25 protein-coding genes are annotated in these 25,901 nt (G+C 71.7%); 10 read left to right on the top strand and 15 right to left on the bottom strand.

The features are described from left to right. Positions 1-5 precede the first annotated feature (5 nt). Entirely contained in the window at positions 6-611 is a 606-nt protein-coding gene (locus ABIA36_RS03115; RefSeq protein WP_369960806.1) for a dTDP-4-dehydrorhamnose 3,5-epimerase family protein, read from the bottom strand. A 70-nt stretch (positions 612-681) separates the two neighbouring features. On the opposite strand from ABIA36_RS03115, the gene rfbB reads away from it, so the two are divergent. The 3 genes from rfbB to ABIA36_RS03130 are packed head-to-tail and all read left to right on the top strand — an operon-like array spanning position 682 to position 3,678. Beyond that, positions 682-1,671, top strand: a complete 990-nt coding sequence (gene rfbB, locus ABIA36_RS03120) for a dTDP-glucose 4,6-dehydratase (RefSeq protein ID WP_369960807.1) — start codon at positions 682-684, stop codon at positions 1,669-1,671. Next, positions 1,671-2,558 (top strand): dTDP-4-dehydrorhamnose reductase, encoded by an 888-nt coding sequence (rfbD, locus tag ABIA36_RS03125; protein ID WP_369960808.1) that lies wholly within the window; start codon positions 1,671-1,673, stop codon positions 2,556-2,558. The genes rfbB and rfbD overlap by 1 nt, the downstream gene beginning before the upstream one ends. Further along, on the top strand, positions 2,530-3,678 hold the full coding sequence (locus ABIA36_RS03130; protein ID WP_369960809.1) for a glycosyltransferase family 4 protein: 1,149 nt from the start codon (positions 2,530-2,532) through the stop codon (positions 3,676-3,678). Before rfbD ends, ABIA36_RS03130 begins: the two co-directional genes overlap by 29 nt. A gap of 44 nt (positions 3,679-3,722) precedes the next feature. Here ABIA36_RS03130 and ABIA36_RS03135 read toward each other — a convergent pair whose 3' ends face one another. From ABIA36_RS03135 to ABIA36_RS03145, 3 genes are all read right to left on the bottom strand, one after another. After that, on the bottom strand, positions 3,723-4,946 hold the full coding sequence (locus ABIA36_RS03135; RefSeq protein ID WP_369960810.1) for an acyltransferase family protein: 1,224 nt from the start codon (positions 4,944-4,946) through the stop codon (positions 3,723-3,725). Positions 4,947-5,137: 191 nt separating this feature from the next. Next, positions 5,138-5,641 carry a 5-(carboxyamino)imidazole ribonucleotide mutase gene (purE, locus tag ABIA36_RS03140; protein WP_369960811.1) on the bottom strand — a complete coding sequence of 168 codons (504 nt, stop codon included), beginning with the start codon at positions 5,639-5,641 and terminating at the stop codon, positions 5,138-5,140. A gap of 135 nt (positions 5,642-5,776) precedes the next feature. Continuing rightward, a complete protein-coding gene (locus ABIA36_RS03145; RefSeq protein WP_369960812.1) occupies positions 5,777-6,916 on the bottom strand; it encodes a 5-(carboxyamino)imidazole ribonucleotide synthase in 1,140 nt (379 codons plus the stop codon). 119 nt (positions 6,917-7,035) lie between these two features. Here ABIA36_RS03145 and ABIA36_RS03150 point away from each other — a divergent pair, with 119 nt between their 5' ends. Then, positions 7,036-7,641, top strand: a complete 606-nt coding sequence (locus tag ABIA36_RS03150; RefSeq protein WP_369960813.1) for a GtrA family protein — start codon at positions 7,036-7,038, stop codon at positions 7,639-7,641. On the opposite strand, the gene ABIA36_RS03155 is transcribed toward ABIA36_RS03150, so the two are convergent. Then, positions 7,603-8,151 carry a PH domain-containing protein gene (locus tag ABIA36_RS03155; RefSeq protein ID WP_369960814.1) on the bottom strand — a complete coding sequence of 183 codons (549 nt, stop codon included), beginning with the start codon at positions 8,149-8,151 and terminating at the stop codon, positions 7,603-7,605. The two genes, ABIA36_RS03150 and ABIA36_RS03155, sit on opposite strands and share 39 nt — an antisense overlap. A gap of 8 nt (positions 8,152-8,159) precedes the next feature. Beyond that, entirely contained in the window at positions 8,160-8,921 is a 762-nt protein-coding gene (locus tag ABIA36_RS03160) for a biotin--[acetyl-CoA-carboxylase] ligase (protein WP_369960815.1), read from the bottom strand. Between the two features lie 76 nt (positions 8,922-8,997). Between ABIA36_RS03160 and ABIA36_RS03165 the strand changes: the two genes are divergently transcribed. Both ABIA36_RS03165 and ABIA36_RS03170 read left to right on the top strand, forming a co-directional pair. Further along, positions 8,998-10,611 (top strand): acyl-CoA carboxylase subunit beta, encoded by a 1,614-nt coding sequence (locus ABIA36_RS03165; protein ID WP_369960816.1) that lies wholly within the window; start codon positions 8,998-9,000, stop codon positions 10,609-10,611. Then, positions 10,608-10,862, top strand: coding sequence for an acyl-CoA carboxylase epsilon subunit (locus ABIA36_RS03170; protein ID WP_369960817.1), 255 nt, complete (start codon positions 10,608-10,610; stop codon positions 10,860-10,862). Before ABIA36_RS03165 ends, ABIA36_RS03170 begins: the two co-directional genes overlap by 4 nt. A gap of 367 nt (positions 10,863-11,229) precedes the next feature. Here ABIA36_RS03170 and ABIA36_RS03175 read toward each other — a convergent pair whose 3' ends face one another. From ABIA36_RS03175 to ABIA36_RS03190, 4 genes are read right to left on the bottom strand one after another with little or no spacing between them, the layout of a single operon-like run. Further along, positions 11,230-12,264, bottom strand: a complete 1,035-nt coding sequence (locus ABIA36_RS03175) for a hypothetical protein (protein ID WP_369960818.1) — start codon at positions 12,262-12,264, stop codon at positions 11,230-11,232. Beyond that, entirely contained in the window at positions 12,261-13,541 is a 1,281-nt protein-coding gene (locus ABIA36_RS03180; protein ID WP_369960819.1) for an ATP-binding protein, read from the bottom strand. The genes ABIA36_RS03175 and ABIA36_RS03180 overlap by 4 nt, the downstream gene beginning before the upstream one ends. Continuing rightward, positions 13,528-14,187 carry a response regulator gene (locus ABIA36_RS03185; RefSeq protein ID WP_369960820.1) on the bottom strand — a complete coding sequence of 220 codons (660 nt, stop codon included), beginning with the start codon at positions 14,185-14,187 and terminating at the stop codon, positions 13,528-13,530. The genes ABIA36_RS03180 and ABIA36_RS03185 overlap by 14 nt, the downstream gene beginning before the upstream one ends. Before the next feature lie 40 nt (positions 14,188-14,227). Continuing rightward, entirely contained in the window at positions 14,228-15,520 is a 1,293-nt protein-coding gene (locus ABIA36_RS03190) for a class I SAM-dependent RNA methyltransferase (RefSeq protein ID WP_369960821.1), read from the bottom strand. Between the two features lie 24 nt (positions 15,521-15,544). Here ABIA36_RS03190 and ABIA36_RS03195 point away from each other — a divergent pair, with 24 nt between their 5' ends. After that, positions 15,545-16,180 carry a nucleoside triphosphate pyrophosphatase gene (locus ABIA36_RS03195; RefSeq protein ID WP_369962067.1) on the top strand — a complete coding sequence of 212 codons (636 nt, stop codon included), beginning with the start codon at positions 15,545-15,547 and terminating at the stop codon, positions 16,178-16,180. Between the two features lie 120 nt (positions 16,181-16,300). Then, positions 16,301-18,064: a biotin carboxylase N-terminal domain-containing protein gene (locus ABIA36_RS03200; RefSeq protein WP_369960822.1), complete on the top strand. Its 1,764-nt coding sequence runs from the start codon at positions 16,301-16,303 to the stop codon at positions 18,062-18,064. 56 nt (positions 18,065-18,120) lie between these two features. On the opposite strand, the gene ABIA36_RS03205 is transcribed toward ABIA36_RS03200, so the two are convergent. From ABIA36_RS03205 to ABIA36_RS03215, 3 genes are all read right to left on the bottom strand, one after another. Next, the gene (locus ABIA36_RS03205; RefSeq protein ID WP_369960823.1) at positions 18,121-18,966 is read right to left on the bottom strand and encodes an endonuclease domain-containing protein; all 846 of its coding nucleotides are present in this window, start codon (positions 18,964-18,966) and stop codon (positions 18,121-18,123) included. A gap of 187 nt (positions 18,967-19,153) precedes the next feature. Then, positions 19,154-21,031 carry a cation:proton antiporter gene (locus tag ABIA36_RS03210; RefSeq protein ID WP_369960824.1) on the bottom strand — a complete coding sequence of 626 codons (1,878 nt, stop codon included), beginning with the start codon at positions 21,029-21,031 and terminating at the stop codon, positions 19,154-19,156. 15 nt (positions 21,032-21,046) lie between these two features. Next, the gene (locus ABIA36_RS03215; RefSeq protein ID WP_369960825.1) at positions 21,047-22,483 is read right to left on the bottom strand and encodes an NAD(P)H-quinone dehydrogenase; all 1,437 of its coding nucleotides are present in this window, start codon (positions 22,481-22,483) and stop codon (positions 21,047-21,049) included. Positions 22,484-22,568: 85 nt separating this feature from the next. On the opposite strand from ABIA36_RS03215, the gene ABIA36_RS03220 reads away from it, so the two are divergent. Further along, positions 22,569-23,402, top strand: a complete 834-nt coding sequence (locus tag ABIA36_RS03220; RefSeq protein ID WP_369960826.1) for a purine-nucleoside phosphorylase — start codon at positions 22,569-22,571, stop codon at positions 23,400-23,402. After that, complete coding sequence (locus tag ABIA36_RS03225; RefSeq protein WP_369960827.1) at positions 23,399-25,120, top strand: phospho-sugar mutase; 1,722 nt, start codon at positions 23,399-23,401, stop codon at positions 25,118-25,120. The genes ABIA36_RS03220 and ABIA36_RS03225 overlap by 4 nt, the downstream gene beginning before the upstream one ends. Positions 25,121-25,129: 9 nt before the next feature. On the opposite strand, the gene ABIA36_RS03230 is transcribed toward ABIA36_RS03225, so the two are convergent. Further along, positions 25,130-25,402 (bottom strand): PTS sugar transporter subunit IIB, encoded by a 273-nt coding sequence (locus ABIA36_RS03230; RefSeq protein WP_369960828.1) that lies wholly within the window; start codon positions 25,400-25,402, stop codon positions 25,130-25,132. A gap of 31 nt (positions 25,403-25,433) precedes the next feature. Then, entirely contained in the window at positions 25,434-25,895 is a 462-nt protein-coding gene (locus ABIA36_RS03235) for a PTS sugar transporter subunit IIA (RefSeq protein ID WP_369960829.1), read from the bottom strand. Between the last annotated feature and the right edge of the window lie 6 nt (positions 25,896-25,901).

The following is a 25,901-nucleotide window of genomic DNA, read 5'->3' on the forward strand; positions in this document are numbered from 1 at the left end:
GGTCCTTACTTGTCGTTCAGCGAGGCGTAGAAGGCGCGTGCCGCGTCCCAGGTGGGAAGCGAGCCGCTCTCCTTCGCCTGCAGGAGGCCGGGGGCGTCGGTGTCCTTGGCGGAGAGCAGGAGCTCGTCCGCCGGCACGGGGAACTCGAGGGCGATGTCGCCATCGAGCGGGTTGATCCCGTGCTCGCGTCCCGGGTTGTACACGTCGGTCACCAGGTAGCTCACGGTCGCGTCGTCGGTCAGCGCGACGAAGCAGTGGCCGAGGCCCTCCGCGACGTAGATCGCGCGGCGGTCGGTGTCGTCGAGCAGCACGGAGTCCCACTGGCCGAACGTCGGAGAGCCGACGCGGATGTCGATGACGAAGTCGAGCACCGCGCCGCGCGGCGCCATGACGTACTTGGCCTGGCTCGGCGGGATGTCGGCGAAGTGGATTCCTCTCACCGAGCCGCGGCGCGACACCGAGGTGTTGCCCTGCTTGAGGTCGAGCGAGTGGCCGACCGCCTCCTCCAACCGGTCGAACCGGTAGAACTCGAAGAACAGGCCGCGGTCGTCCGCGTGCTGCACCGGGGTGATCTCGTAGGCGTCGGGGATCGAAAGTTCTCGGATCTGCACCCGTGGAGTCTAGCAAGGGGGCCTCCGGTAGACTCGACGCCGGTTCACCGACAGAAAGCAGCCCATCCCTATGAAGATTCTCGTCACCGGTGGCGCCGGTTTCATCGGCTCCAACTTCGTCCGCCGCACCCTGCAGGACGCCTACCCGGGCCTGGAGGGCGCCGAGGTCGTCGTTCTCGACGCACTGACCTACTCGGGCAACCTGGCGAACCTCGCACCGGTCGCGGACTCCCCGCGCTACACCTTCATCAAGGGCGACATCCGCGACGGCGGCCTGCTCGACGAGCTGTTCCCGACCATCGACGCCGTGGTGCACTTCGCGGCCGAGTCGCACGTCGACCGCTCGGTGCGCGACGCGTCGATCTTCGTGGAGACGAACGTGCTCGGCACGCAGCAGCTCCTCGACGCGGCGCTGCGCAACAAGGTCGAGCGCTTCGTGCACGTCTCCACCGACGAGGTCTACGGCTCGATCGCCGAGGGCTCGTGGGCGGAGGACCGCCCGCTGGAGCCGAACTCGCCGTACTCGGCGTCCAAGGCCGGCAGCGACCTGCTTGCGCGCAGCTACTTCCGCACGCACGGGCTCAACCTGTCGATCACGCGCTGCTCCAACAACTACGGGCCGTACCACTTCCCCGAGAAGGTCATCCCGCTCTTCGTCACCAACCTGATCGACGACAAGCACGTCCCGCTGTACGGCGAGGGCAACAACATCCGCGACTGGCTGCACGTCGACGACCACACCCGCGGCATCGCGATGGTGCTCGTGAACGGCCGCGCGGGCGAGATCTACAACATCGGCGGCGGCACCGAGCTCACCAACAAGGAGCTCACCCAGCTCCTGCTCGACGCCACCGGCAAGGACTGGTCGTACGTCGACCGCGTCGCCGACCGCCTCGGCCACGACCTGCGCTACTCCGTCGACATCTCCAAGATCCAGAACGAGCTCGGCTACGAGCCGCTGGTCCCCTTCCAGCAGGGCCTCGCCGACGTGGTGCAGTGGTACCGCGACAACCGCGCCTGGTGGGAGCCGCTCAAGGCCCGCGCCGCGCTGGACAACTGATGCGCGTCCTCGTCGCCGGAGCGAACGGCCAGCTCGGCCAGGACCTCCAGAAGGCCCTGGCCGCCCACGGCCACGAGGTGACGGCGCTCGGCCGCACCGAGCTCGACGTGACCGACCGCGAAGCGGCCGTCGCCGCGGCAGCGGGTCACGACGCCGTCGTCAACGCGTCCGCGTACACCAAGGTGGACGACGCCGAGACGCACGAGGACGAGGCCTACGCCATCAACGCCCTCGGCACCGAGAACCTGGCCGTCGCCGCCGCCACGGCCGGCGCGCGCTACGTGACCGTCTCCACCGACTACGTGTTCGACGGCCACGCCACCGCGCCCTACGCCGAGGACACTCCACGCGACCCGATCAACGCCTACGGCCGCACCAAGGCGGCGGGCGAGGAACTCGCGCTCGCGGCGCATCCGGACGGCACCTACGTCGTGCGCACCGCCTGGCTGTACGGCGCGGGCGGCGCGAACTTCGCACGCACGATGGTCAAGCTGGCCGGCAGCCACGAGACCGTGAGCGTCGTCGCCGACCAGCTCGGCCAGCCGACGTGGACCGGCGACCTCGCCGAGCAGATCGTCACGCTGCTGGAGTCCGACGCCCCCGCTGGGGTCTACCACGGCACGAATTCGGGCCAGGCGAGCTGGTTCGAGTTCGCGAAGGCGGTCTTCAGCGCCGCCGGATTGAACCCTGATAGGGTCACACCGACCGACAGCGCGACGTTCGTCCGTCCCGCACCCCGACCGTCCTATTCCGTGCTCGCGCACGGGGCCTGGACGAAGGCCGGACTGGCGCCGATGCGATCGTGGGAGGCCGCCCTGGCAGACGCCGCGCGGCACGGAGTCCTGGACCTGGAGACGAATGACGACACTCAGCGTGGTGGTCGATGAGCTCACCTCGGTAGAGACCGGCGGCGTCCGCCGGTACACCGAAGAGCTGACCCGTCAGCTCATCGCCACCGCACCGGCCGGCTGCGAGGTGCGCGCGTTCGTGTCGAACGTCCCCGACGAGCAGCTCGCCGAGCTGCGCGCCGCCCTCCCCGGCCTCGCCGACCTCGTGCGGCTGCCCCTGGCCCGGCGCGAGCTCTCGCTCGCCTGGCAGTCGGGCATCGCCGTCGGCGGCGTGCGCGGGATGCTGCACGCGCCGAGCCTCCTCGCTCCGCTGCGCAAGCACGACACCGTGAACGACGGCGACCAGGTCGCCGTCACCATCCACGACGCGCTCGCCTGGACCCACCCCGAGTCGCTCGGCGCCACGACGGTGATGTGGACGAAGTCCATGGCCAAGCGCGCCCGCAAGCACGCCGACGCGATCGTGGTGCCCACCCACGCGGTCGCGAACAGCCTCGCCGAGTCCCTCGACTTCGGCGACCGCATCCGGGTCATCGGCGGGGCGCCCGCCACGACGCTCCGGCTCCCGGCCGACGCCGACGAGCGCGCCGCCCGGCTCGGCCTGCCGCCGGTGTACGCGTTCACGCTGGGCTCGATCATGCCGCGCAAGGGCATCGCGCCGCTCATCCGCGCCGTCGCCCTGCCGGAGGCGCACGACATCCCGCTGCTCATCGCCGGTCCCGACCGCTACGGCGACGGCACCGCGACCGGCGTCGCCGCCGCCGCGGGCCTCCCGGAGGACAGGGTGCGCGCGCTCGGCCGGCTGGACGACGCCGACCTGGCGGTCGTGCTCGACCGGGCGGCGCTGTTCGTCTACCCGAGCCTCGCCGAGGGGTTCGGCCTCCCGATCGTGGAGGCCTTCAAGTTCGGCCTGCCGGTCATCCACTCCGACGACCCCGCGCTGGTGGAGGTCGCCGCCGGCGCGAGCCTGGTCGTGGAGCGACCGTCCTCCGCCGAGGACGACGCCGGCTACAGCGAGCGCCTCGCCGGCGCCATCGGCCGCGTGCTCGACGACGGCGACCTGCGCACCCGCCTCGGCGTGCTCGCATCGGACCGCGCCCGCGCCTTCAGCTGGCGCGACTCCGCCGAGCGCGTCTGGGCGCTGCACGCCGACCTCTGACGCGCTCCGCGCCCCGCGCTGCGATTCGTCACGAATGTGCGCCGTCAGGTGCGCGTCGAGGAGGTGACGGCGGGCTCGCGGCGGGTGGCGTCAGCCTCCTCGTCGCGGCCGAACCAGGCGCGGTAGCGGGCCGATGCCCACTCCCCTGCCCGCTTCGACCAGCCGTGGCTGCGCTTCTCGATCAGCCAGGTGAAGCCGACCGCGACCAGCACCGCCAGCGGGAGGGCGAAGAGCAGCGGCACGTACCAGGCCTGCCCGGCGAACAGGTAGGTGCTGAACAGGATGATCGGCACGTGCACCAGGTACAGGCTGAACGAGATCGCGCCGAGGAACTGCAGCGGGCGCGATTCGAACAGCGCGCGCAGCGGCGTCCAGCCGAGCGCCGCCACCACGAGCCCGGCCGCCGCCAGCGGGACCAGTCCCTTCAGCACGTTGTCGACCTCGGGGATGCTCCCGACGTCCGGCCCGAGGAGCCACGGTGCGATGAGCAGCAACGCGCTCCCGACGGTCAGTGCGACCCAGAGCGGGTGGCGGAACCAGCGGGTGTTGATCCGCGCGGCGGCGTCGCGGACCACGTCCAGCCGCACGGCGATGACGGCGCCCACGAAGAACGCCGGAAAGTACTCCAGCTCCCCCGACCCGGCGTGCGCGCCCAGCCAGGTCAGTGCGCAGGCCAGGGCCAGTCCGCCCATCCACCACCTGCGCATGGCGAGCGCAGCGATCGCGAACACCGGGAGCAGCAGCGAGAAGGCGAGCTCCCAGCGCAGCGACCACAGCGGGTTGTTGATCTGGCCGTCGCCGCCGAGGAGGTCCATCGCCTTGACGATGTACTCCCACGAGAAGTTCGGGGTCGAGGAGTTGCTGAGCCACGTCCCGCTCGGCTGCGTGCTCACTTGCGGGATGGCGGCCACCCACGCCGCCGCCAGCACGACCGACGCCGCGACCGGGACCATGAGCCGCACCACGCGGCGCGGGAAGTAGGCCACCCAGTCGAAGCCGCGCCGGCGCACCACGGGCAGCGTCACGACCAGACCGGACAGCACGAAGAACACGATCACCGACTCCACGCCGGCCGACGCCAGCTTGAGCGGCGTGTAGCTGATCCACCACATGAACGAGCCGGCGGGAGCGTGGCCGCCGCCCGGAGCGCCGGGAAACTCGGGGTTGGTGTAGAGCGCGTGGTGGAAGACGACCACGACCGCCGCGAGTCCGCGGAGCCCGTCGAGGGCCGTCAGGCGTGCACTGTTGTTCGTCCGCGTCTCGTCCACACTCCACCAGTACCCGCGGGAGCCGGCCGGCGGTACCGGCGGGCGCTGGGGGGTTCCTGTGACCTGTTCAGGGGTCACCTGGGAGGGTCAGACGCGCCGGGCAGGAGGAAGTCGAGGCCGACGAGCCACCAGCCGCGCGCCGCCGGCTGCGCCGGCGACGAGAGTCGGGGTGGCGGAGCGGGTCGCCGCCGTCAGAGCTGGGACTGCAGCGCCCGGTTCTTCTCCTCCACGCTCGCCTCGAGGTCGGCGGCGAAACGCGCCAGAGCGTCGGACAGCTCCGGGTCGGAGGTGGCGAGGATCTTGACGGCGAGCAGCCCGGCGTTGCGGGCGCCGCCGATGGAGACGGTGGCGACGGGGACGCCGGCGGGCATCTGCACGATCGACAGCAGCGAGTCCAGCCCGTCCAGCCGGGCGAGCGGCACCGGCACGCCGATGACCGGCAGCGTCGTGACGGCCGCGACCATCCCCGGCAGGTGCGCGGCCCCACCGGCGCCGGCGATGATGACGCGCACACCGCGCCCTGCGGCCTCCTTGCCGAAGGCGATCATCTTCTCGGGCGTGCGATGCGCCGAGACGACCTCGACCTCGTGCGCGACACCGAACTCGGTGAGCACCTTCGCGGCCTCCTGCATCACCGACCAGTCGGAGTCGGAGCCCATGATCACGGACACCAGGGGCTGAGACTGTGCGGGCATGGGAACCATGCTAGGTGCGGGGTGCGGGGCGGACGGGTTAGGCCCGCCGCGATCTGCGAAGGAGATTCGGCTCGTATCTCCTTCCGAGCACGCTTGTGCAGGAGGTGACCGGGCGTGTCGCGCCGAATCTCCTGCTCAGCCCTCGAAGAAGGCCGCCGCGGCGCGCGCGCGGTAGACGACATCGTCCAGGTCGTCGCCGCCGACGGTCACGTGCCCGACCTTCCGCCCAGGGCGCGGCGCCTTGCCGTAGCCGTGGAACTTCGCCTCCGGGTGCGCCGCCAGCGCCGCCGGGTAGCGGTCCTGCAGCGTGCCCGACTGGGGTCCGCCGAGGATGTTGACCATCACCGACCACTCCTCGCGCGGCGCGGTCGAGCCGAGCGGGAGGTCGAGGACCGCGCGCAGGTGCTGCTCGAACTGGCCCGTGACGGCGCCCTCGATCGACCAGTGGCCGCTGTTGTGCGGGCGCATCGCCAGCTCGTTGATCAGCACCCGGCCGTCGACGGTCTCGAACATCTCCACAGCGAGCACACCGGTGACGCCGAGGCCTTCGGCGACGTGGCGGGCGATGTCGGCGGAGACCTCCGCGACCCGGCCGGCCGAGCCGGGCGCCGGGGCGATCACCTCGGCGCAGACGCCGTCGCGCTGCACCGTCTCCACGACCGGCCACGCGGCCATCTCGCCGGACGGGCGACGGGCGACGAGCTGTGCGAGCTCGCGGCGGAAGTCCACCAGCTCCTCCACCAGCAGGGCGCCGCCGTGGCCGTCCTCGGCGAGCGCGAGGAACCAGTCGTCCGCCCCGGAGGCCTCCGACACGACCCGCACGCCCTTGCCGTCGTAGCCGCCGCGGGCCGTCTTCACGACCGCGCGTCCGCCGTGGTCGGCCAGGAACGCGCCGAGCTCGTCGGCGGACTCCACGCGGGCCCAGTCCGGCACCGGGAGGCCGAGCTCACTGAGCTTGGCGCGCATCTGCAGCTTGTCCTGCGCGTAGAGCAGCGCGCCGGGGCCCGGGTGCACGGGGATGCCGCGGCCGACCAGCTCACGCAGGATCGCCGGCGGCACGTGCTCGTGGTCGAACGTCACGACGTCGACCGTCTCGGCGAACGCGAGCACGGTGTCGAGGTCGCGGTAGTCGCCGACGCCGGTCGCGGCCAGGTCGGCGCTCATCCCCTCGGCCTCCTCCAGCACGCGGATGTCGATGCCGAGCTCCACCGCGGGCGGAATCATCATCCGGGCCAACTGTCCGCCGCCGATCACACCGACTTTGTTCCTGGCCATCTCCGATGTCTCTCCTCGATACTCTTCACACGGTGCGCGGGCAACTCCCAGATACCGGACACCGGGGCCGCGTAGTGTGGCGAACGCACCTCTATCTTCCCGCATAGCCAGGCTGGAGCATGACGACCGAGACGACCGCAGCGCGCCGCACCGCGCGCTTCCTCCCGCAGCTGATCAAGTTCGGCGCGGTGGGCGCCGTCGGCTTCGGGGTCAACCTCGTCGTCTTCAACGTGATGCTGCTGATCGTGCTGCGCAACGTGCAGCACGCGACGATCTACTCCACGATCATCGCGACGGTCATCGCCATCCTCACCAACTGGATCGGCAACCGCTACTGGGCGTTCTCCGGCCAGCGTCAGGACAACGCGGCCCGCGAGGGCGTCGAGTTCTTCGCCGTCAGCCTCGCCACCGGCACGGGCATCCCGCTGGTCTGCGTGTGGATCTCGCACTACCTGCTCGGGATGGTGGGCCCGGTCGCCGACAACATCTCGGCGAACGTCGTCGGACTGGCGATCGGCATGCTGTTCCGCTTCGCGCTCTACCGCTGGTGGGTGTTCTCGCCCGCCCGCGCCGAGGCGAAGGCCGCGAATGCGAAGGCCGCGAATGTGAAAGCCCGGACCACGGCCGCTCAGCCGGCCACGACCATCGTCACCGCTCCCGAGCCGGCCACGACGACAGGTTCGACGCTAGCGCGAACCCCAGACAGTGGTCTCGTCGGAGACTGACTCCGACTGCTGCCGGCGCACCGCCACGACGGTCTGCGTGCGCTCCATCAGCTCGCTCAGCGCGCGCTGCACCTGATCGGCCTTCGGCACGTCCCGCAGCACGACCGGGTGGTCGAGCCCGGAGTTGATCAGCACGTCCCCCGAGCGGAACATGCTCTGCAGCCACGACCGCCGCACCGCGACGTCGTAGCCGCGGCTGTGCAGCAGCTCCTGGCGCACGCGCACGAAGAAGCCGTGCCGGATGATCAGCCGGCGCGTGGTGATCGTGTAGCGCCGGCTCAGCCAGACAGCGAGCGGGAGCAGGAACAGCAGCAGGACGGCGGCCGCCGCCGCGCTCCACACCAGCACGACCTCCCAGACCTCGGAGACGCGTCCGGCGAAGTAGCCGACCCCGCCGGCTGCGGCGATCAGGGCGAGGCTCGGCCAGAACAGCGCACGCGCGTTCGACCGGAGGCGGGCGATGACCCGCTCGGGAGGTGGCGCGGGCGTACCCTCCGGCGAACTGCTCATGTATCCCATTAATACCGCAGGTGGGTCACGTCGCCCGCCGCCACCGCGGTGCGGCCGTCATCCGAGTCCACGATCAGCCGGCCGGACTCGTCGATCGACGTCGCCGTGCCCAGCAGCACATCGCCGCCGGGGAGCTCGACGCGCACGGACCGGCCGATCGTGTGACAGGCCTCGACGACCTCGTCGCGCAGGGCGCTGCGGAGCGGGTCGCCGCCGGCGGCCACGAATTCCCGGTAGAGCACGCTGAGCTGGGTGAGGTAGGCCGCGAGCACCGCGTCCGGGTCGACGTCCTTCGCGCCGGCCAGGGCGAGCGAGGTGGAGGTCGGGGTCGGCAGCTCGTCCGCCTCCAGCGTCAGGTTCACCCCCGCGCCGACGATCACGCCGTCCATGCCCGGCAGCAGCTCGGAGAGGATGCCGCACACCTTGGCCTCATCGATCAGCACGTCGTTCGGCCACTTGACCGCGACCTCCCGGCTCGTGAAGCCCGAGAGCGCGCGACTCATCGCGACCCCGGCGAGCAGCGGGAACCAGCCGAGCGCCTCCGGCGGAAGGCCTTCAGGCCGCAGCAGCACCGAGATCGCCAGCGCCTTAGCGGGAGGCGACACCCAGACCCGGCCGAGCCTCCCTCGGCCGCCCGTCTGGTTGTCGGTCACCACGACCGCGAGGTCGGGCAGGTCTCCGGCGCGCGCCTGCAGCACGTCGTTGGTGGATGCGGCCTCCGGCAGCACCTCGAGGACGGGGACGACAGCCCGGCTGCGACGGAAGTTCATTGCTCAATTCTGCCAGCGAACGCACCCGGATTTGTAGGAATCCGTAGACGGCATCGCTGTTCGGCTGGCAGGTAGAGTGAACGGCGTGACCGACACCGAAGCACGTCAGACCCCCGATCCCTTCACGACCGCCGGCAAACTGGCCGACCTCAAGGAGCGGTTCCACGAGGCCGTGACCGCCAGCGGGCAGGCCGCGATCGAGAAGCAGCACGCCAAGGGCAAGCTGACCGCCCGTGAGCGCATCGACCTGCTCCTCGACCAGGGCTCGTTCGTGGAGTTCGACGAGTTCGTCCGCCACCGCACGCACGCGTTCGGCATGGAGGCCAAGCGGCCCTACGGCGACGCGGTCGTCACCGGCGTCGGCACCATCCACGGCCGCAACGTCGCGGTCTTCAGCCAGGACTTCACCATCTTCGGCGGCAGCCTCGGCGAGGTCGCCGGCGAGAAGATCATCAAGGTCATGGACCACGCGCTCAAGACGGGCGTGCCGATGATCGGCATCCTCGACTCCGGCGGCGCGCGCATCCAGGAGGGCGTGGTCGCGCTCGGCAAGTACGGCGAGATCTTCCGCCGCAACACCGCCGCCTCCGGCGTCATCCCGCAGATCTCGATCGTCATGGGCCCGGCGGCCGGCGGCGCGGTGTACTCCCCCGCCCTCACCGACTTCGTGATCATGGTCGACAAGTCGAGCCACATGTTCGTCACCGGCCCCGACGTCATCAAGACCGTCACGGGCGAAGACGTCGGCTTCGAGGAGCTGGGCGGCGCGCTCACCCACAACAAAATCTCCGGCGTCTCCCACTACCTCGCGAGCGACGAGGAGGACGCCCTCGACTACGCGCGCACCCTGCTCAGCTACCTGCCGCAGAACAACCTGGCCGAGCTGCCGGTGTTCGAGGCGGAGCCGGAACTGGAGATCACCGACGCCGACCGGCGCCTGGACACGATCATCCCGGACTCCCCCAACCAGCCGTACGACGTGACCACGATCATCGAGGGGATCGTCGACGACGGCGAGTTCCTGGAGATCCAGCCGCTGTTCGCGCCGAACATCGTGATCGGCTTCGCCCGGGTGGAGGGCCGCTCGGTCGGCATCGTCGCCAACCAGCCCAGCTCGATGGCGGGAACGCTCAACATCGACGCGGGCGAGAAGGCGTCGCGGTTCGTGCGGTTCTGCGACGCGTTCAGCATCCCGATCCTCACCCTGGTGGACGTGCCCGGCTACCTGCCCGGCACCGACCAGGAGTGGACCGGCGTCATCCGGCGCGGCGCGAAGCTGCTCTACGCCTACGCGGAGGCGACCGTGCCGCTGGTGACGATCATCACCCGCAAGGCCTACGGCGGCGCCTACATCGTGATGGGCTCCAAGCAGCTCGGCGCCGACCTGAACCTCGCCTGGCCGACGGCCGAGATCGCGGTCATGGGCGGCCAGGGCGCGGTCAACATCCTCTACCGCGGCGAGATCAAGCGCGCCGAGGAGGCCGGCGAGGACGTCGCGGCCGTGCGCGCCCGCCTCGCCAGCGAGTACACCTACAACGTCGCCAGCCCGTTCCTCGCCGCCGAGCGCGGCGAGCTGGACGGCGTGATCCAGCCGTCCGCGACCCGGATCTCGGTCATCAAGGCGCTGCGGGCCCTGCGCACCAAGCGTGCGTCGCTGCCGGCGAAGAAGCACGGGAACATCCCGCTGTGAGCGGCGCCCACGCAGCGTCGGACGGCCCGTCTCCGCTCGACCCGTCGCAGTTGCGATTCCTCACCAAGGGCGTCACGCCGGAGGAGGTCGCGGCCGTCACGGCCGTGCTTGCGACGGCCGCCGCCGAGGCCGCTGCGGCGGCCAGGGACGCCCGGCCGCAGCGCGGACCGGACGGCTGGGAACGCTCGCAGCGCAGCCTCCGCACGCCGCTCACACCCGGCCCCGGCGTGTGGCGGTCGTTCTCGGCCTGAGACCGCCGCGTACCCCGAAACCGGGTTTGTACCCCGATCGGGGAGTCCCCCGGATGTGGGACACCCGATAATCCGCCACCGACGTTCCGCGGGGACCCGAATACTGTCCCCCTCGGGTCCCCCAAAATGACGACTATGTATTTATCGGCAGGGGCGACAATATTGTTACTGCTAGGTGTCTCTCCTCGTGAGTTACACCGCCAATCACTCGCCGACTAGGGTAAGCGGGCGAGTGCTTTGGGGGCGAGTCAGGACGATATTCGGGTTGTCGTCCTGACTCGGGGTTTGAAAAGGGGCCGACAAATTCGGGTGTCGGCCCCTTTCATCCGTTAAGGCCCACTTCTGCCCCTCAGCGGGCTTGCGGCGGTCAGCGGGCGGCGTCGACCAGCGGGCGCGGGATCTCCAGCCAGAGGTCGACCTCGTCGTCCTCCGACTCGGCACCCAGCGCGTTGGCGGCGCCGTCGTCGGACATCCGGAGGCCCACCACCGTCACCGCCGTCTTGGACGACCGCGGCACCGTCCGCACGATCAGCTTGTCCGTCGTCGTGCCGCGGATCGCGTCCGCGAGCCGGCGCAGGACCGTCTCCAGGCCGCGCTGGTCGAGGTCGTCGATCCCGCCCTCGTCGAGCAGGCTGACCACCACGCCGCGGCGGCGGGCGTCCATGACCTCCCGGCGCACATCGTCGTTGAGCAGGCGGCGTCCGCGGATCTCGTCGCGGATGGCGCCCTCGAGATAGCGGCACTCGCGCCGCTCCGCCTCGGTGAGGTCGCCGCCCCTCCGCACGATCTCGGCGAGCATCGGCGCGGCCACGCGGTAGGTCTGCCGCAGCCGGAGCTGGCGCTCCATGACGTGCGCCTCCTGCGCGGCCTGCCACTCGGTGGCCTCCCGCTCGGCCCGGGCGAACTGGAGGGCGTCGCGGCCGGCCTTGGCGAGCGAGCCGGAGATGACCACGGCGACCCCGACCCAGACGACCGAGCCGATCACACCCAGTCCGGCGAGCGCGCCCGGCCCCGCCCAGAACACGGTCTGCACGGCCAGGAAGCCGACGCCGACCCACGCCACGAACTGCTGGCGGCGCACGGCGGCGATCGTCATCAGCGTGCCCACCGCCGCGACGTACCAGGTCGCGTAGCCGTTGTCCTTGGCCGGGTTCAGCTCGCTGGTGACCAGGATCGGGATGACCACGCAGACGGCGAGGTCGAACGCCGCGAGCCAGAGCGGCATCTTGGTCGGGCTCGTCGGCCACAGGCTCAGCACGGTCGCGCCCGCGTACAGCACCATCGCCACGACGGCCGGCCCCGGGGAACCGGGGGTCGACAGCGACGACAGCCCGAGGAACAGGTGGTAGGCCGAGAAAAGCGCGCCCAGGCCCAAGAACAGCACGCGGTTGAGGGTGATCATCCGGCGGCCTCCTGCTCGCGCTCGACCAGCGAGCCGTGCTCGCCGGCGGGCCAGGCGATGGTGACCGTGGTGCCCTGGCCCGGCGCGGACACGACGGTGGCACGGCCGCCGACCTTCGCCACCCGCTCGCGGATGCTCACCCGCAGGCCCAGCCGCTCGGCCGGGACCTCGTCGGCGTCGAAGCCGCGGCCGTCGTCGGTGACGATCACGCGGACCGCCGCGCCGTGCTCACCGCCGCGGACGACCACGCTGCGGTGCACCTCGTCGCCGCCTGCGTGCTGCATGCTGTTGACCATCGCCTGCACGGCCGCCGAGTAGACGGCCTCCGCGACGTTGACCGGGAGGCTGTGCAACTCGTCGGCGTCGCGCGCGTCCACCTCGAACGGCGAGGAGAACGCCCGTGCGGCCGTCACCAGCCGGTCCGAGAGCTGCTCGACGCCGACCTGGGTCTGATCCACGGGGCCGGACGCCTCCGCGGCGTGCAGGTGGCCGATCGCGTCGGCGGCCATCCGGGCGGCCAGGTCCTTCTGCTCCGGCGTGCGCGCGCTGGCGGCGGACAGCAGGGTGGTCAGCACGCTGTCGTGCACGATCGCGTCCACCTGCACGCGCTCCACCTCGGTGGCGTGCTGGCGCACCGCGTTGCCGTACTTGGCGAGCGCCTGGCTCTGCGCGACGTCCACGGCGGTCGCCGCCTGCCGCATCATCGCGATGATGGCCAGGATGACGCCACCGAGGATGATCGCATAGACGGCGTCCAGGCCGGCCAGCTCGGCACCGACTCCGCCGCCCGCGGGCAGCGCGCGAACCACCCCGTAGGCGAGCGGGGTGGCGATCGTGTAGGCGATGGCCAGCCACAGCGGGTAGGCGACGGCGGCGAACGCCGTGAAGACCGAGCAGAGGAACCACACCCACGGCTTGTCCGAGGTGAACGCGTGCGGGTCGGATGCCAGCAGCGGCCAGGTGACGATCGCGGCGAAGTACAGCACCGACAGCACGCCCATCGTGACCTTCACGAAGCGCTGCGCGAAGATCGCCAGCAGGACGGTGAAGGCGAGGCCGCCGAAGATCAGGACCAGGACGACGAGTCCCCACGGACTGCGCAGGGAGTCGAGCTGACCCAGCGCGCTGGGGAACGTCTGCAGTGCGAAGACGAGGCCGAACGCCGACACCGTGCGATCCGAGATGCGTTCGATCCTGGCCCTGCTGAGCGGGTTGCGAGCCTTGGCCGCCTCGAGGGGTGCTCCGGAGGCGGAGCGCTGGACGCTAGGCGCGCTCATTGCCCGTGTCGGGGTCGAGCCCGGGCAGGATGCCGTCCTCGACCGCGCGACGCAGGAGGTCGACCTTCGTCGGGGCGGGACGGCCCACCTCCACGTACTTCACGCGGATGCGGTCGAGGTACTCGCGCGCCGTGGAGTTGGCGATCCCGAGCTGGGCGGCGACCGCCTTCAGCGGCAGGCCGGACGCGTAGAGGTGGAGCACGTCGCGCTCCCGGCGGCCGAGCTGGGCCTTCGCGAAGTCGCTGTCGGCGTCGATCGCGGTGGCCCACTCCAGGTTGTTGAGCACGTCGCCGCGCGCGACCGTCTCGATCGCGTTCATGACCGTCGTGGTCGGCGAGGACTTCGGGATGACGCCCGCGGCGCCCGCCGCGAGCGCCTCGCGTACGCTCGCGACCCGGTCGGCGATGCTGTGGACGAGCACGGCGGCGCCGGTCGCCTGGGCGCGCTTGACGTTGTCGGTCACCTTGGAGCCGTCGCCGAGCGACAGGTCGAGGACGACGACGTCGGACTCCTGCGTGCCGAGCTGCCGGACGAAGTCGTCGACCGTCGCCGCGGTGACCACGACGTCGTAGCCCGCGTCCTGACAGGCAGCTTTGAGCCCGAGCCGCACGGACTCGTGATCGTCGACGATTGCCACTCGCACCATGCTGACCATCGTAGTGCGCGTGTACATGTATTCCGGGCGATCACGGGGTCAGCGTGGCGACGGCCTCCACATGGTGCGTGTTCGGGAACAGGTCGAAGGCCCGCAGGGTGCGCAGCGGGTAGCCGCGCTCCGCGAAGTAGGCGACGTCGCGCGCGAGGGCGACGGGGTCGCAGGCGACGTAGACGATCTGCGCCGGCCGCATCGACGCGATCGCGTCGACGACCTCCCGGCCGGCACCGGAGCGCGGCGGGTCGAGCACGACGGTCGCCGCGTGCAGCCGGGCCCGCTCGGCCGCGGTGGCCTCCGCGGCCAGGCCCGTGACGAAACGCTCCACCCGGGCGGTGACGGCGCTCGCGCCGACCCACTCGGCCAGGTTCTCTGCTGCGTCGTCGGTCGCGGCCTCATCGGCCTCCACCGACGTGATGCGGAGCGTGGAGCCGAACCGGTCGCCCAGCGCCGCGGCGAGGAGGCCGACGCCGCCGTAGAGGTCGAGGTTCGCGGCGCGCGGGTCGAACAGCGCCTCGTCCACCGCGGAGCGGATGGCCTCCGTGAGGGTCGCCGCCGCCTGGCGGTGCACCTGCCAGAACCCGCGGGCGTCCAGCCGGAACTCGCGCTCGCCCACCCGCTCGCGGATCGGTACAGGGCGGCGGCGGGGCCGGACCAGCCGCTTGCCGCGCCGCTCGGGGAGGTCGTTGACCAGCACATGGGTCGCGCCGCTGCCGGTCGCCACCACATCCACCGACTCCGCGCCCGGGAAGCGCTGGCCGAACGGGGTGGACTCCTCGACCGCGCTCGTCGCGAGCGGGAGGTCGGAGACCGGGACGATGGTGTGCGTGCGGGCGGCGTACGGCCCGATCGCGCCGTCCTCCCCGACCTGGAGGCGGACGCGCGTGCGCCAGCCGGTGCCGTCCTCGGTCTCGCCGGCGACGGCCTCCACCACCGGCCCGCCGCCGTTCGCGCCGAGCGCCTCGATGGCGGCGGGGTCGAGCTTCGCCGTGCGCTGGAGGGCGTCCACGATCACGCGCCGCTTGAGCTCGCGCTGGTGGTCGAGCCGGATGTGGCCGAACTCCGCGCCGCCGGCCCGCCGCTCGGGCGCCCGGCTCACCGACGCGGCACCCCAGACGTGCTCGCGCCGCTCGGCCGCCGGCTCCAGGACCTCCAGCAGCTCGGCGCGCCAGAACCGGTCATGCGCGCGGTCGGCCACGCGGGCGCGGACTCGCTCCCCCGGGATGGCGTCGGGCACGAAGACCACGCGGCCCTCGTGGCGGGCGACGAACACGCCGCCGTGCGCGACGTTGATAATGTCGAGTTCGACCTCGTCCTTCTGGGGCATCCATCGAGCATCCCACAGGTGACCATGCGCCTCTACCTCGCCTCCACCTCCCCCGCCCGCCTCGCCCTGCTGCGCGCGGCGGGTGTGGAACCGATCGTCGTGCCGTCGCACGTGGACGAGCCGGCGGCCGTCGCGGCGGCCGAGGCCGAGCACGGCCCGCTGTCGCCGCAGGCGATGGTCCAGCTCCTCGCGCGGCTGAAGGCGGAGGCCGTGCGCGGCACGCTGCACGGGGCGCCGATCGACGGCCTCATCCTGGGCGGCGACTCGGCGTTCGCGATCGACGGGCACATCCACGGCAAGCCGCACCGGCCCGCGGTCGCACGCGAGCGCTGGCTGCAGCAGCGCGGCCGCACCGGAGCGCTCCACTCCGGGCACTGGCTGATCGACCACCGGGACGGGCGCGAGAACGGCGCGGTCGGCGCGCCGGCGGTCGCCTCCGTCACCTTCGCCGACGTCACGGACGCCGAGATCGACGCCTACGTCGCGAGCGGCGAGCCGCTGGAGGTCGCCGGCGCGTTCACCGTCGACAGCCTCGGCGGCCCGTTCATCACCCGCGTGGAGGGCGACCCGAGCACCGTGGTCGGCCTGTCGCTGTCGACGCTGCGCGACCTGGTGCGCCGGCTGGGCGTCGAATGGACGGAGCTGTGGAACCGGGCATGAGCCCGACCGACTGCCCGTGTCGACTCGGAAGTCACTTGTCGACTCTCTGAAGCCGTGCACCGGCTTTTTTGTGGGGATCGTCCAAAAGTTGGTCCCGGTCCCGGCATAGGCTAGGGAATTGTGCCCCGTATCTCGAAGGTCCTCATCGCCAACCGCGGCGAGATCGCCGTCCGCGTCATCCGTGCCGCGAAGGACAGCGGAATCGCCTCCGTCGCCGTCTACGCCGACCAGGATCGCGACGCCCTGCACGTACGGCTCGCCGACGAGGCGTACGCACTCGAGGGCACGACCAGCGCCGAGACCTACCTGGTCATCGACAAGATCCTCTCGGTCGCCCGCCGCTCCGGCGCCGACGCCGTGCACCCGGGCTACGGCTTCCTGGCCGAGAACGCCGACTTCGCCCGCGCCGTCATCGCCTCCGGCCTGACCTGGATCGGCCCGTCGCCGGAGGCCATCGAGCGCCTCGGCGACAAGGTGTCTGCCCGTCACGTCGCCGAGAAGGTCGGCGCTCCGCTCGCCCCCGGCACCCTCAACCCGGTCGCCGACGCGGCCGAGGTCCTGGACTTCGTGGACGAGCACGGCCTCCCGGTCGCCATCAAGGCGGCGTTCGGCGGCGGCGGCCGCGGCCTCAAGGTCGCCCGCACCCGCGACGAGGTCGCCGAGCTCTTCGACTCCGCCACCCGCGAGGCCATCGCCGCGTTCGGTCGCGGCGAGTGCTTCGTGGAGAAGTACCTCGACCAGCCGCGCCACGTCGAGACCCAGTGTCTCGCGGACGCCTACGGCAACGTCGTCGTGGTCTCCACCCGCGACTGCTCGCTGCAGCGCCGCCACCAGAAGCTGGTCGAGGAGGCGCCCGCGCCGTTCCTCACCCCGGAGCAGCTCGACAAGCTGTACAGCGCGTCGAAGGCCATCCTCAAGGAGGTCGGCTACCAAGGCGCCGGAACCTGCGAGTTCCTGATCGGCAAGGACGGCACCGTGTCGTTCCTGGAGGTCAACACCCGCCTGCAGGTCGAGCACCCGGTCTCCGAGGAGGTCACCGGCATCGACCTCGTGCGCGAGCAGTTCCGCCTCGCCGAGGGCGGCGAGCTCGACTACGCGGACCCGGCGCCGCGCGGTCATTCCTTCGAGTTCCGCATCAACGGCGAGGACGCCGGACGCAACTTCATCCCCTCCCCCGGACCCGTGCACGTGTTCAAGGCGCCGGGCGGCCCCGGCGTCCGCGTGGACAGCGGCATCCAGGCGGGCGACGTCATCTCCGGCGCGTTCGACTCCATGCTCGCCAAGCTCATCGTGACCGGCGCCAACCGCGAGGAGGCGCTGGAGCGCTCCCGCCGCGCGCTCGACGAGTTCGAGGTCGCCGGTCTGCCGACCGTGCTGCCCTTCCACCGCGCGATCGTGCGCGACCCCGCCTTCGCGCCGCAGGACGGCGAGCCGTTCTCCATCTACACCCGCTGGATCGAGACCGAGTGGGCCGGCGGCGTCGAGCCGTGGGCCGGGGAGTTGGGCGAGACCGGCGCTGCCGAGCGCCGCAGCAATGTCGTGGTCGAGGTCGAGGGCAAGCGCATCGAGGTGTCGCTGCCGGCGCGCCTGCTCAGCGGCGGCGGCCCGGCGGAGGCCGCGGCTCCCGCCCCGCGCCGCCGCTCCGGAGCGCACGCCGTGGACACGGCCACCGGCGACTCGGTCACCGCGCCCATGCAGGCCACCGTCGTGAAGGTCGCGGTCGCCGACGGCGACGAGGTCGTCAAGGGCGACCTGGTGCTGGTGCTGGAGGCCATGAAGATGGAGCAGCCCCTCACCGCCCACAAGGACGGCACCGTCTCCGGCATCAACGCCGCCGTCGGCGAGACCGTCTCCTCCGGCCACCTCCTCCTCAACATCGTCTGACCCCTCCGTAACTCCGGAGAACCGTCCCATATCGGCCCGGTTCTCCGGAGTTACGGTCATTTGAGGGCCACCACGCCACGCTTCTCCGGAACAACCAACACCCCCTCCACGACGCCGAGAACGGCCTCCCACTCCTCCAGCACCTGCCGCGCGGACACCCGGAGCCGCCGGCCGCCCGCAAGCGCCAGCCCGGTGTCGCGGGCGCGGTCCCGTTCGAACGCCTCCCGGCCCGAGTGATAGGCGAAGCCGTCGAGTTCGAGGTAGAGGACACCATCGATTCGCATGTCCACTCTGCCGACGCCGGCCACGTGGATCTGTTGCTCCACCACATGGCCGCGGGATTCCAGTCGCTGCCGGACGAGGGACTCGATGCCCGAGTCGGAGCCCGGGCGCGCCCTGGACGCGATGGCTCGCATCCAGGGCGGCTGGTCGGAGAAGATGCGCTCGACCCCGGTCAGCGTGACAAGCCCGGCCGAGACCGCTGTGTCGAGCACCGCCACCGCTGTCTCCTCGGTGGCGCACCTCGCCGCCGACCGGAGGCAGTCGGGGACGGAGACCCGCCAGCACTCGGGATGCGGATCGCCATCGACCCAGTGGCGGACGCAGTCGCCGTCCGGCAGGCGGGTGGCGTGCGACGGCACGCGCAGGTGGGTCCGTCCGTCGACCCCACCCCACAGCCCGTAGCTCCGTGCCGCCGACACGCATGACAGGCGTCCGCCGTTGGCGACCGCGGCGATGGCGAGCGGGGGCGCTGAGGGCAGGGCGTAGACGCCCCGGCGGGGCCGCAGCAGACGGCCGCCGCGGACAGCGGCGGTGAGTTCGCGGGCCGTGACACCGCCTGCGACCAACTGGTTCGAGGTCGCTATTCCGCCGAGGCCCGCGAGAACGTTCATCCATGTCATCCAGCCAGCCTCCGTCGTGGGGGCGACGGCTGGCCCGTCCAGGTGGGAACTGTGGAGAACACATCCCCTTGACGCGGCTGGGAGGGAGGTTGGTAAATCCGGAGAGGTGCGCGGATACGCCGCGCGGGAGTCCGTAATTCCGGAGAATCGGGCGGGGTGGGACGGGATCTCCGGAGTTGGGGCGGGCCTAGCCGGTGGCCTCGGTGGGGTCGCCCTTCAGGTCGATGCTGATCTCGTCGGCGTCGAGGTTGCTGAGCGCGCCGGCGAGCGCGTCGGCGCTGAAGGTGCCGTCGTCGCGGGCGTCGAGCAGCGCGTCGCGCTGGGCGCGGATGCGCTTCAGCCGCGCCGACTTGTGCTGGTTGAACGCCTCCGGCGTGCGCTCCGTGGTGTCCGGCTGCGGCACCGCCTGCCCCGCCTCGTGCAGCAGCTCCAGCAGCCGCTTGCGCTCCTCCTTCTCGACCTGCGGGTCGGAGGCCGCCGGCTTCACCACGCGCAGCACGAACCCGAGGGTCCCGCCCTGGAGCAGCAGCGACCCGGCCGCGACCAGGAACGCGATCAGCACGAGCACCGACCGGCCCGGCGTGTTCGACGGGAGGCTCTGCGCTGCGGCGACGGTGACCGCGCCGCGCATCCCGGCCCAGACGACGATGCTGCCCTCGCGCCAGCCGAGCGGCGTCCCCGTGAAGTAGTCGATGTCCGCCAGCACCCGCCGCAGCCGCGTGCCGAACCGGGTGAGGTTCTCCACCGTCCAGGCCCGCTGCCGCTGGCGCTGCCTCCGGATCAGGCGGCCACGCCAGCCGGAGGGCGTCGCCCCGAGCGTGTCCCGTGTGACGGCGGCGACCTCCGGCATGCCCGCCACCTTCGCCACCTCCGCATGCGCGACGGCCGGGTCCGACGCGAGGACGTCCGCGTGCGCCTCCGGGTCGTCGGCGAGCTCCGCTTCCGGCGGCAGCGCAGCCGCCGCGTCGGGCGGGGGCGGTCCCTGCTCGAGCAGGCGCCTGGCGGCCTCCGGGTCCTCCAGCCGCTCCTGAAGCTTGGTCAGCGCCGGCCGCATCCGCTCGCGCCTGCGCCCCCGTCGGGCCAGCAGGGCGAGCAGCGGCGCCACGAACGCGGCCCGCACCACCAGCGTGAGCAGCAGCGCGGCCGCCGCGATGCCGACCGCCGGCAGGACGCCGGAGTGGTCCTTCTGCACCTTCTGGACGATGCCGAACAGCTCCAGGCCCATCGTGAGGAAGATCATGCCCTCCAGCACGAGCTCCACGGTCCGCCAGTTCTGGGTGTCCGACAGCCGGTGCTCCGGCGACAGCACGCGCGGCCCGCGGCTGCCGGTGATCAGGCCCGCGACGACGGCCGCGACCAGCCCGGACGCCCCCAGCGCCTCCGCCGGGATGGAGGCCAGGAACGGCACCGTGAACGACAGCACCGTGTTGACCGTCGCGTCCTTCACGCGCGCCCGCACGATCAGGTTCAGCCGCCCGACCGCCCAGCCGAACACCACCGCGACGACCACCGAGTAGAGGAACGACAGCGTCACCGCGCCGAGGGTGAAGGAGGCCACCGCCGCGGCCGCGACCGCCGCCCGCAGCAACACCAGCGCCGTCGCGTCGTTGAGCAGGCTCTCGCCCTCCAGGATGGCGACGACGCGCGGCGACACCCCCGCGCGCTTCACGATGCCGGTCGCCACCGCGTCGGTCGGGCTGACGATCGCGCCGAGCGCAACGCCCCAGGCGAGCCCCAATCCCGGGATCGCCCACGCGAAGAAGATGCCGAGCAGCACAGAGCTCAGGATCACGAGCACCACCGAGAGGCCGCCGATCGCGCCGAACTCCCGCCGGAAGTTCATCGACGGCATCGACACCGACGCCGAGTAGAGCAGCGGCGGAAGCACCCCCGCGATGATCCACTGGGGCTGGACCTCCAACACCGGCACGAACGGCAGGAAGGAGACCAGGATGCCGACCACGACGAGGATGAGCGGCGACGCCACCCCGAAGCGCTGCCCGTAGACGGTGGCGGCCGCGATGGTCAGCACGGCGAGGACGCCGACGACCAGGACCTCCTCCATCCCGCGGCCTCCCGTCTAGAGCACGATGTGCATCGCGCGCGCGGCGTCCGAGATCGACCCGGAGAGCGACGGGTACACCGTGAACGCCCGCGCCACCTGGTCGACCGTGAGCCGGTGCTCCACCGCCAGCGCGAGCGGGAAGATCAGCTCGGAGGCCCGCGGCGCGACGATCACGCCGCCGATCACGGTACCCGACCCCGTGCGCGCGAACAGCTTCACGAAGCCGTCGCGGATGCCGAGCATCTTGGCGCGCGGGTTGGACTTCAGCGGCAGCTTGTAGATGTCGCCCTGCGCGATGCCGTCCTCGATCTGCTTCTGGTTCCAGCCGACCGTCGCGATCTCCGGCTGGGTGAAGATGTTCGAGGTGACGTTGCGCAGCTCGATCGGGTTGACCGCGTCGCCCATCGCGTGGAACACCGCGGTGCGGCCCTGCATGGAGGCGACCGACGCCAGCGGCAGCAGGTCGGAGCAGTCGCCCGCCGCGTAGATGTTCGGGATGGACGTGCGTGCGACCCGGTTGACCCGGATGTGGCCGGACGGCGTGAGCTGCACGCCCGCCTCCTCCAGGCCGATGCCCGCAGTGTTCGGGATGGAGCCGACGGCCATCAGACAGTGGCTGCCCTCCACCGTGCGGCCGTCGGTGAGCGTGGCGACCACACCGTTCTCGGTACGGACCACGGACTCGGCGCGCGACTTGGAGAGCACCTGCATGCCGTTGCGCTTGAAGACGTTCTCGATGACGCGGGCGGCGTCGGCGTCCTCGCCCGGGAGGACCTGGTCGCGCGACGAGATCAGCGTGACCTTCGAGCCGAGCGCGGTGTACGCCGACGCGAACTCGGCGCCCGTGACGCCCGACCCGACCACGATCAGGTGCTCCGGGACGGTGGCGAGGTCGTAGAGCTGGGTCCAGGTCAGGATGCGCTCGCCGTCCGGGACCGCGGAGGACAGGATGCGCGGGCTCGCGCCGACCGCGATCACGATCGTGTCGGCCTCCACCCGGTCGAAGTCGGTGCCGGCGTCGCCCGTTCCGGTGGACACGATGATCGCGTTCTCGCCGTCGAGCCGGCCCTCGCCGGTGACGATGCGGACGCCCGCGCGCACGAGCTCGGCGCGCATGTCCTCCGACTGCTGGCGGGCCAGGCCCATCAGGCGCTTGTTGACCGCGGCCAGGTTGACGGCGATCTCCGGACGCACCGGCTTGCCGCTCTCGCCGCGTGAGAAGAACTGGACGCCGAGGTCGGTCGCCTCGGAGATGGAGTTGGTGGCCTCCGCGGTGGCGATGAGGCTCTTGGAGGGCACCACATCGGTGATGACGGCCGAGCCGCCGACACCGGAGCGCTCCACGAGCGTGACGTCCGCGCCGAGCTGCGCGCCGGCGAGTGCCGCCTCGTACCCGCCCGGTCCGCCGCCGAGGACGGCGATCCGCTGCTTGCGCTCGAATTCATAGGCCATGCCTCTTATTCTTCCGTATCCCGGTGCACCGATGCGCAACCGCGCGGACGCTGTGCCGCCGGGTGGCCCTCAGTAGAGTTGCCTCATGCTCGAAACCACCCAGAACCCGCTCGACGACCCCGCAGCCGACCCGTTCGAGGTCGCCGCGGAGGCAGCGCAGCAGCTCGCCGAGAAGACCGGCGTCGAGAAGCACGACATCGCCCTCACCCTCGGCAGCGGCTGGGGCAAGGCCGCCGACCTGATCGGCGAGACCGTCGCCGTCATCCCCGCGCACGAGATCCTCGGCTTCAGCAAGCCGGCGCTGGAGGGGCACGCCGGCACGCTGCGCTCGCTCCGCCTCGCGAACGGCAAGCACGCGCTCGTGATCGGCGCGCGCACCCACTACTACGAAGGCCACGGCGTGCGCCGGGTCGTGCACAGCGTCCGCACCGCCGCGGCCGCCGGCGCGACCACGATGGTCCTCACCAACGGCGCGGGCGGCATCAAGGAGCACTGGAAGCCCGGCACCCCGGTGCTGATCAGCGACCACATCAACCTGACGGCGGACTCGCCGCTGGAGGGCGCGACCTTCATCGACCTCACCGACCTGTACTCGAAGCGCCTGCGCGACCTCGCGAAGACCATCGACCCGAGCCTCGACGAGGGTGTGTACACGCAGTTCCGCGGACCGCACTACGAGACCCCGGCCGAGGTGCAGATGGCCAAGGCGATAGGCGGCCACATCGTGGGCATGTCGACGGCGCTGGAGGCCATCGCCGCCCGCCAGGCCGGCATGGAGATCCTCGGCATGTCGCTCGTCACCAACCTGGCCGCCGGCATCCAGAAGACCCCGCTCAGCCACCAGGAGGTCATCGAAGCCGGCCGGGAGGCCGAGCCCGTGATCAGCGCCCTGCTGGCCCGGATCGTGGAGGCCCTGTGACCGGTTCCGACATCCAGACGGGGCCGCTCGACACGCCCCAGCTCCTCGCCGCGGCGCGCGCCTGGCTCGCGCAGGACCCCGACCCCGAGACCCGCGACGAGCTGCAGTCGCTGATCGTGGCCGCCGAGGCCGGGTCCGCGGTGGCGATCGCCGACCTCCACGCGCGGTTCGACACGCGGCTCGAGTTCGGCACCGCCGGCCTCCGCGGTGAGATCGCCGCCGGGCCCAACCGGATGAACCGCGTCCTGGTCTCCCAGGCCGCGGCCGGCTTCGCGCGCTGGCTGCTGGAGCACTCCGATGGCGCCCAGCCGTCGGTGGTCATCGGCTACGACGGACGGAAGAACTCCGACGTCTTCGCCCGCGACACCGCCGAGCTGATGGCCGGCGCCGGCGTGCGCGCGGTCCTGCTCCCCCGGCTGCTGCCGACCCCGGTGCTCGCGTTCGCCGTGCGGCACCTCGATATGAGCGCCGGCGTCATGGTCACGGCGAGTCACAACCCGCCGGACGACAACGGCTACAAGGTCTACCTGGGCGGGGTGAACCACGGCTCGCAGATCGTCTCGCCGACCGACGCCCAGATCGAGGCGCGCATCCTCCAGGTCGCGCAGGGCGACATCCGCGACCTGCCGCGCTCGGAGCAGTACGAGGTCGCGTCGGGCGATGTGGAGGCCGCATACATCGAGGCCACCGCCGCCGTCGCGACCACGACCGCGCCGCGGGACGCCGTCTCGTTCGCCTACACCGCGATGCACGGCGTCGGCTGGCGCACGGCGGAGGCTGTCTTCGAGCGTGCCGGATTCTCCACGGCGGCGGTGGTGCTGGAGCAGCGCGACCCGGATGCCGCCTTCCCGACCGTCTCGTTCCCGAACCCGGAGGAGCCGGGCGCGATGGACCTGGCGTTCGCGACCGGTCGCGCCGCGGGCGTCGACCTGATCATCGCGAACGACCCGGACGCCGACCGGCTCGCCGTCGCCATCCCGGACGACTCGGCCGACGGGTTCCGGCGCCTGAGCGGCAACGAGGTCGGCGCCCTGCTCGGCTGGCGCGCCGCCGAGCTCGCTGAGCGCACGTCGACCGCGGGGGGCGCCTTCGGCACGCTTGCCTGCTCGATCGTCTCCTCACCGGCCCTCGCGGCCGTCGCGGCGGCGTACCACCTGGACTTCGCGGACACGCTCACCGGGTTCAAGTGGGTCTCCCGCGCTCCGGGACTGATCTTCGGCTTCGAGGAGGCGCTCGGCTACCTCGTCAACCCGAAGACCATCCGCGACAAGGACGGCATCTCGGCCGCCACGGCGTTCCTCGACCTCGCCAACGAGCTCGCGGCCTCCGGACGGACGATCGCGGACCACCTGGACGCCTTCGCGGAGCGCTTCGGCTACTTCGCCAGCGACCAGATCTCGCTCCGCGTCACCGACCTGTCCCGCATCGGGGAGATCATGGCCGCGCTGCGCTCGACGCCGCCGAACCGGCTCGGCGAGGTCGCCGTCGACCACATCGACGACCTCCGCGACGGCTTCGGCGCGCTGCCGCCGAGCGACGTGCTGCGCATCGTCCTCGCGGACGGCTCGCGCGTCATGGTCCGCCCGAGCGGCACCGAGCCCAAGCTGAAGATCTACATCGACGCGTCCAGCGACGAGGGCGATGTGGCCGCGCGGCGCGCCACCGCGACCGCGCGCGTCGCCGCCCTCGCCGCCGCGATGCGCGAGCTCATCGCGTAATCGCGGAGATCAGCCCAGCGCCTCGTCGAGCTTCTGCTCGAGCTCGTCGAGGTCGAAGTAGTTCTGCACCACGATCACGTCCGCGTTGGTCGGCCCGATGCGGTCGACCAGCTCGGGCGACGTGAGGATGATCTGCGCGTCGCTGGAGGCGGAATCCACGCTCGCGACGTCCGCCGCGGTCACGTCCGCGTCGAGGCCGAGGCGGTCGAGCACGCGCTCGGCGTTCACCTTCAGAATGCCGGAGGTGCCGATCCCCGCGCCGCAGATCGCGACGATCTTCACAGCGTGGTCCCTGTCAGCCGAGTCGTCCCTCTCATCGCGCCGCTTCCTCTTCGCTGAGCGTGAGGATGCGCTGCACCTCCGCGACGTCGCCCGCGGCCGCCAGCGCCGGGATCGCACCCGGGTCGTTGAAGACGTTGGCCAGCTCGGCGACGCTCGACACGTGCGCCTCCGGCGACGTCACGGCCAGGCCGATCACGACGGACACCGGGTCGTTGTGGGGGTGCCCGAAGACCACCGGGTCGTCGAGCGTGACCACCGACAGACCATCGTGGTTCACGTCCGGCCCCGGCCGCGCGTGCGCCAGGGCGAGGCCCGGCGCGATCACGATGTAGGCGCCGAACTCCTCGATCACCTGGACCATCCGCGCGCTGTAGCCCTGCTCCGTCGCGCCGGAGCGCGCCAGCGCCGCCCCCGCGAGTTCGACCGCGTCGCGCCAGTCGGAGGCGTGGGCTCCGACGGTCACAGCGGTGTCGGGCAACGATGGCAGCGGCATGGGTCC

The sequence above is a fragment of the Leifsonia sp. EB34 genome (assembly GCF_041260585.1).
Classification (GTDB): Bacteria; Actinomycetota; Actinomycetes; order Actinomycetales; family Microbacteriaceae; genus Leifsonia.

Excerpts from the sequence above, each read along its gene's own strand:
- ABIA36_RS03175 (WP_369960818.1), bottom strand. The coding sequence starts at position 12,264 with ATGATCACCCTCAACCGCGTGCTGTTCTTGGGCCTGGGCGCGCTTTTC.
- ABIA36_RS03145 (WP_369960812.1), bottom strand. The coding sequence starts at position 6,916 with ATGGCCAGGAACAAAGTCGGTGTGATCGGCGGCGGACAGTTGGCCCGG.
- ABIA36_RS03180 (WP_369960819.1), bottom strand. The coding sequence starts at position 13,541 with ATGAGCGCGCCTAGCGTCCAGCGCTCCGCCTCCGGAGCACCCCTCGAG.
- ABIA36_RS03235 (WP_369960829.1), bottom strand. The coding sequence starts at position 25,895 with ATGCCGCTGCCATCGTTGCCCGACACCGCTGTGACCGTCGGAGCCCAC.
- ABIA36_RS03210 (WP_369960824.1), bottom strand. The coding sequence starts at position 21,031 with ATGGAGGAGGTCCTGGTCGTCGGCGTCCTCGCCGTGCTGACCATCGCG.
- ABIA36_RS03220 (WP_369960826.1), top strand. The coding sequence starts at position 22,569 with ATGCTCGAAACCACCCAGAACCCGCTCGACGACCCCGCAGCCGACCCG.
- ABIA36_RS03130 (WP_369960809.1), top strand. The coding sequence starts at position 2,530 with ATGACGACACTCAGCGTGGTGGTCGATGAGCTCACCTCGGTAGAGACC.
- rfbD (WP_369960808.1), top strand. The coding sequence starts at position 1,671 with ATGCGCGTCCTCGTCGCCGGAGCGAACGGCCAGCTCGGCCAGGACCTC.
- ABIA36_RS03190 (WP_369960821.1), bottom strand. The coding sequence starts at position 15,520 with ATGCCCCAGAAGGACGAGGTCGAACTCGACATTATCAACGTCGCGCAC.
- ABIA36_RS03195 (WP_369962067.1), top strand. The coding sequence starts at position 15,545 with ATGCGCCTCTACCTCGCCTCCACCTCCCCCGCCCGCCTCGCCCTGCTG.
- ABIA36_RS03160 (WP_369960815.1), bottom strand. The coding sequence starts at position 8,921 with ATGAACTTCCGTCGCAGCCGGGCTGTCGTCCCCGTCCTCGAGGTGCTG.
- ABIA36_RS03205 (WP_369960823.1), bottom strand. The coding sequence starts at position 18,966 with ATGACATGGATGAACGTTCTCGCGGGCCTCGGCGGAATAGCGACCTCG.
- purE (WP_369960811.1), bottom strand. The coding sequence starts at position 5,641 with ATGCCCGCACAGTCTCAGCCCCTGGTGTCCGTGATCATGGGCTCCGAC.
- ABIA36_RS03150 (WP_369960813.1), top strand. The coding sequence starts at position 7,036 with ATGACGACCGAGACGACCGCAGCGCGCCGCACCGCGCGCTTCCTCCCG.
- ABIA36_RS03215 (WP_369960825.1), bottom strand. The coding sequence starts at position 22,483 with ATGGCCTATGAATTCGAGCGCAAGCAGCGGATCGCCGTCCTCGGCGGC.
- ABIA36_RS03185 (WP_369960820.1), bottom strand. The coding sequence starts at position 14,187 with ATGGTGCGAGTGGCAATCGTCGACGATCACGAGTCCGTGCGGCTCGGG.
- ABIA36_RS03155 (WP_369960814.1), bottom strand. The coding sequence starts at position 8,151 with ATGAGCAGTTCGCCGGAGGGTACGCCCGCGCCACCTCCCGAGCGGGTC.
- rfbB (WP_369960807.1), top strand. The coding sequence starts at position 682 with ATGAAGATTCTCGTCACCGGTGGCGCCGGTTTCATCGGCTCCAACTTC.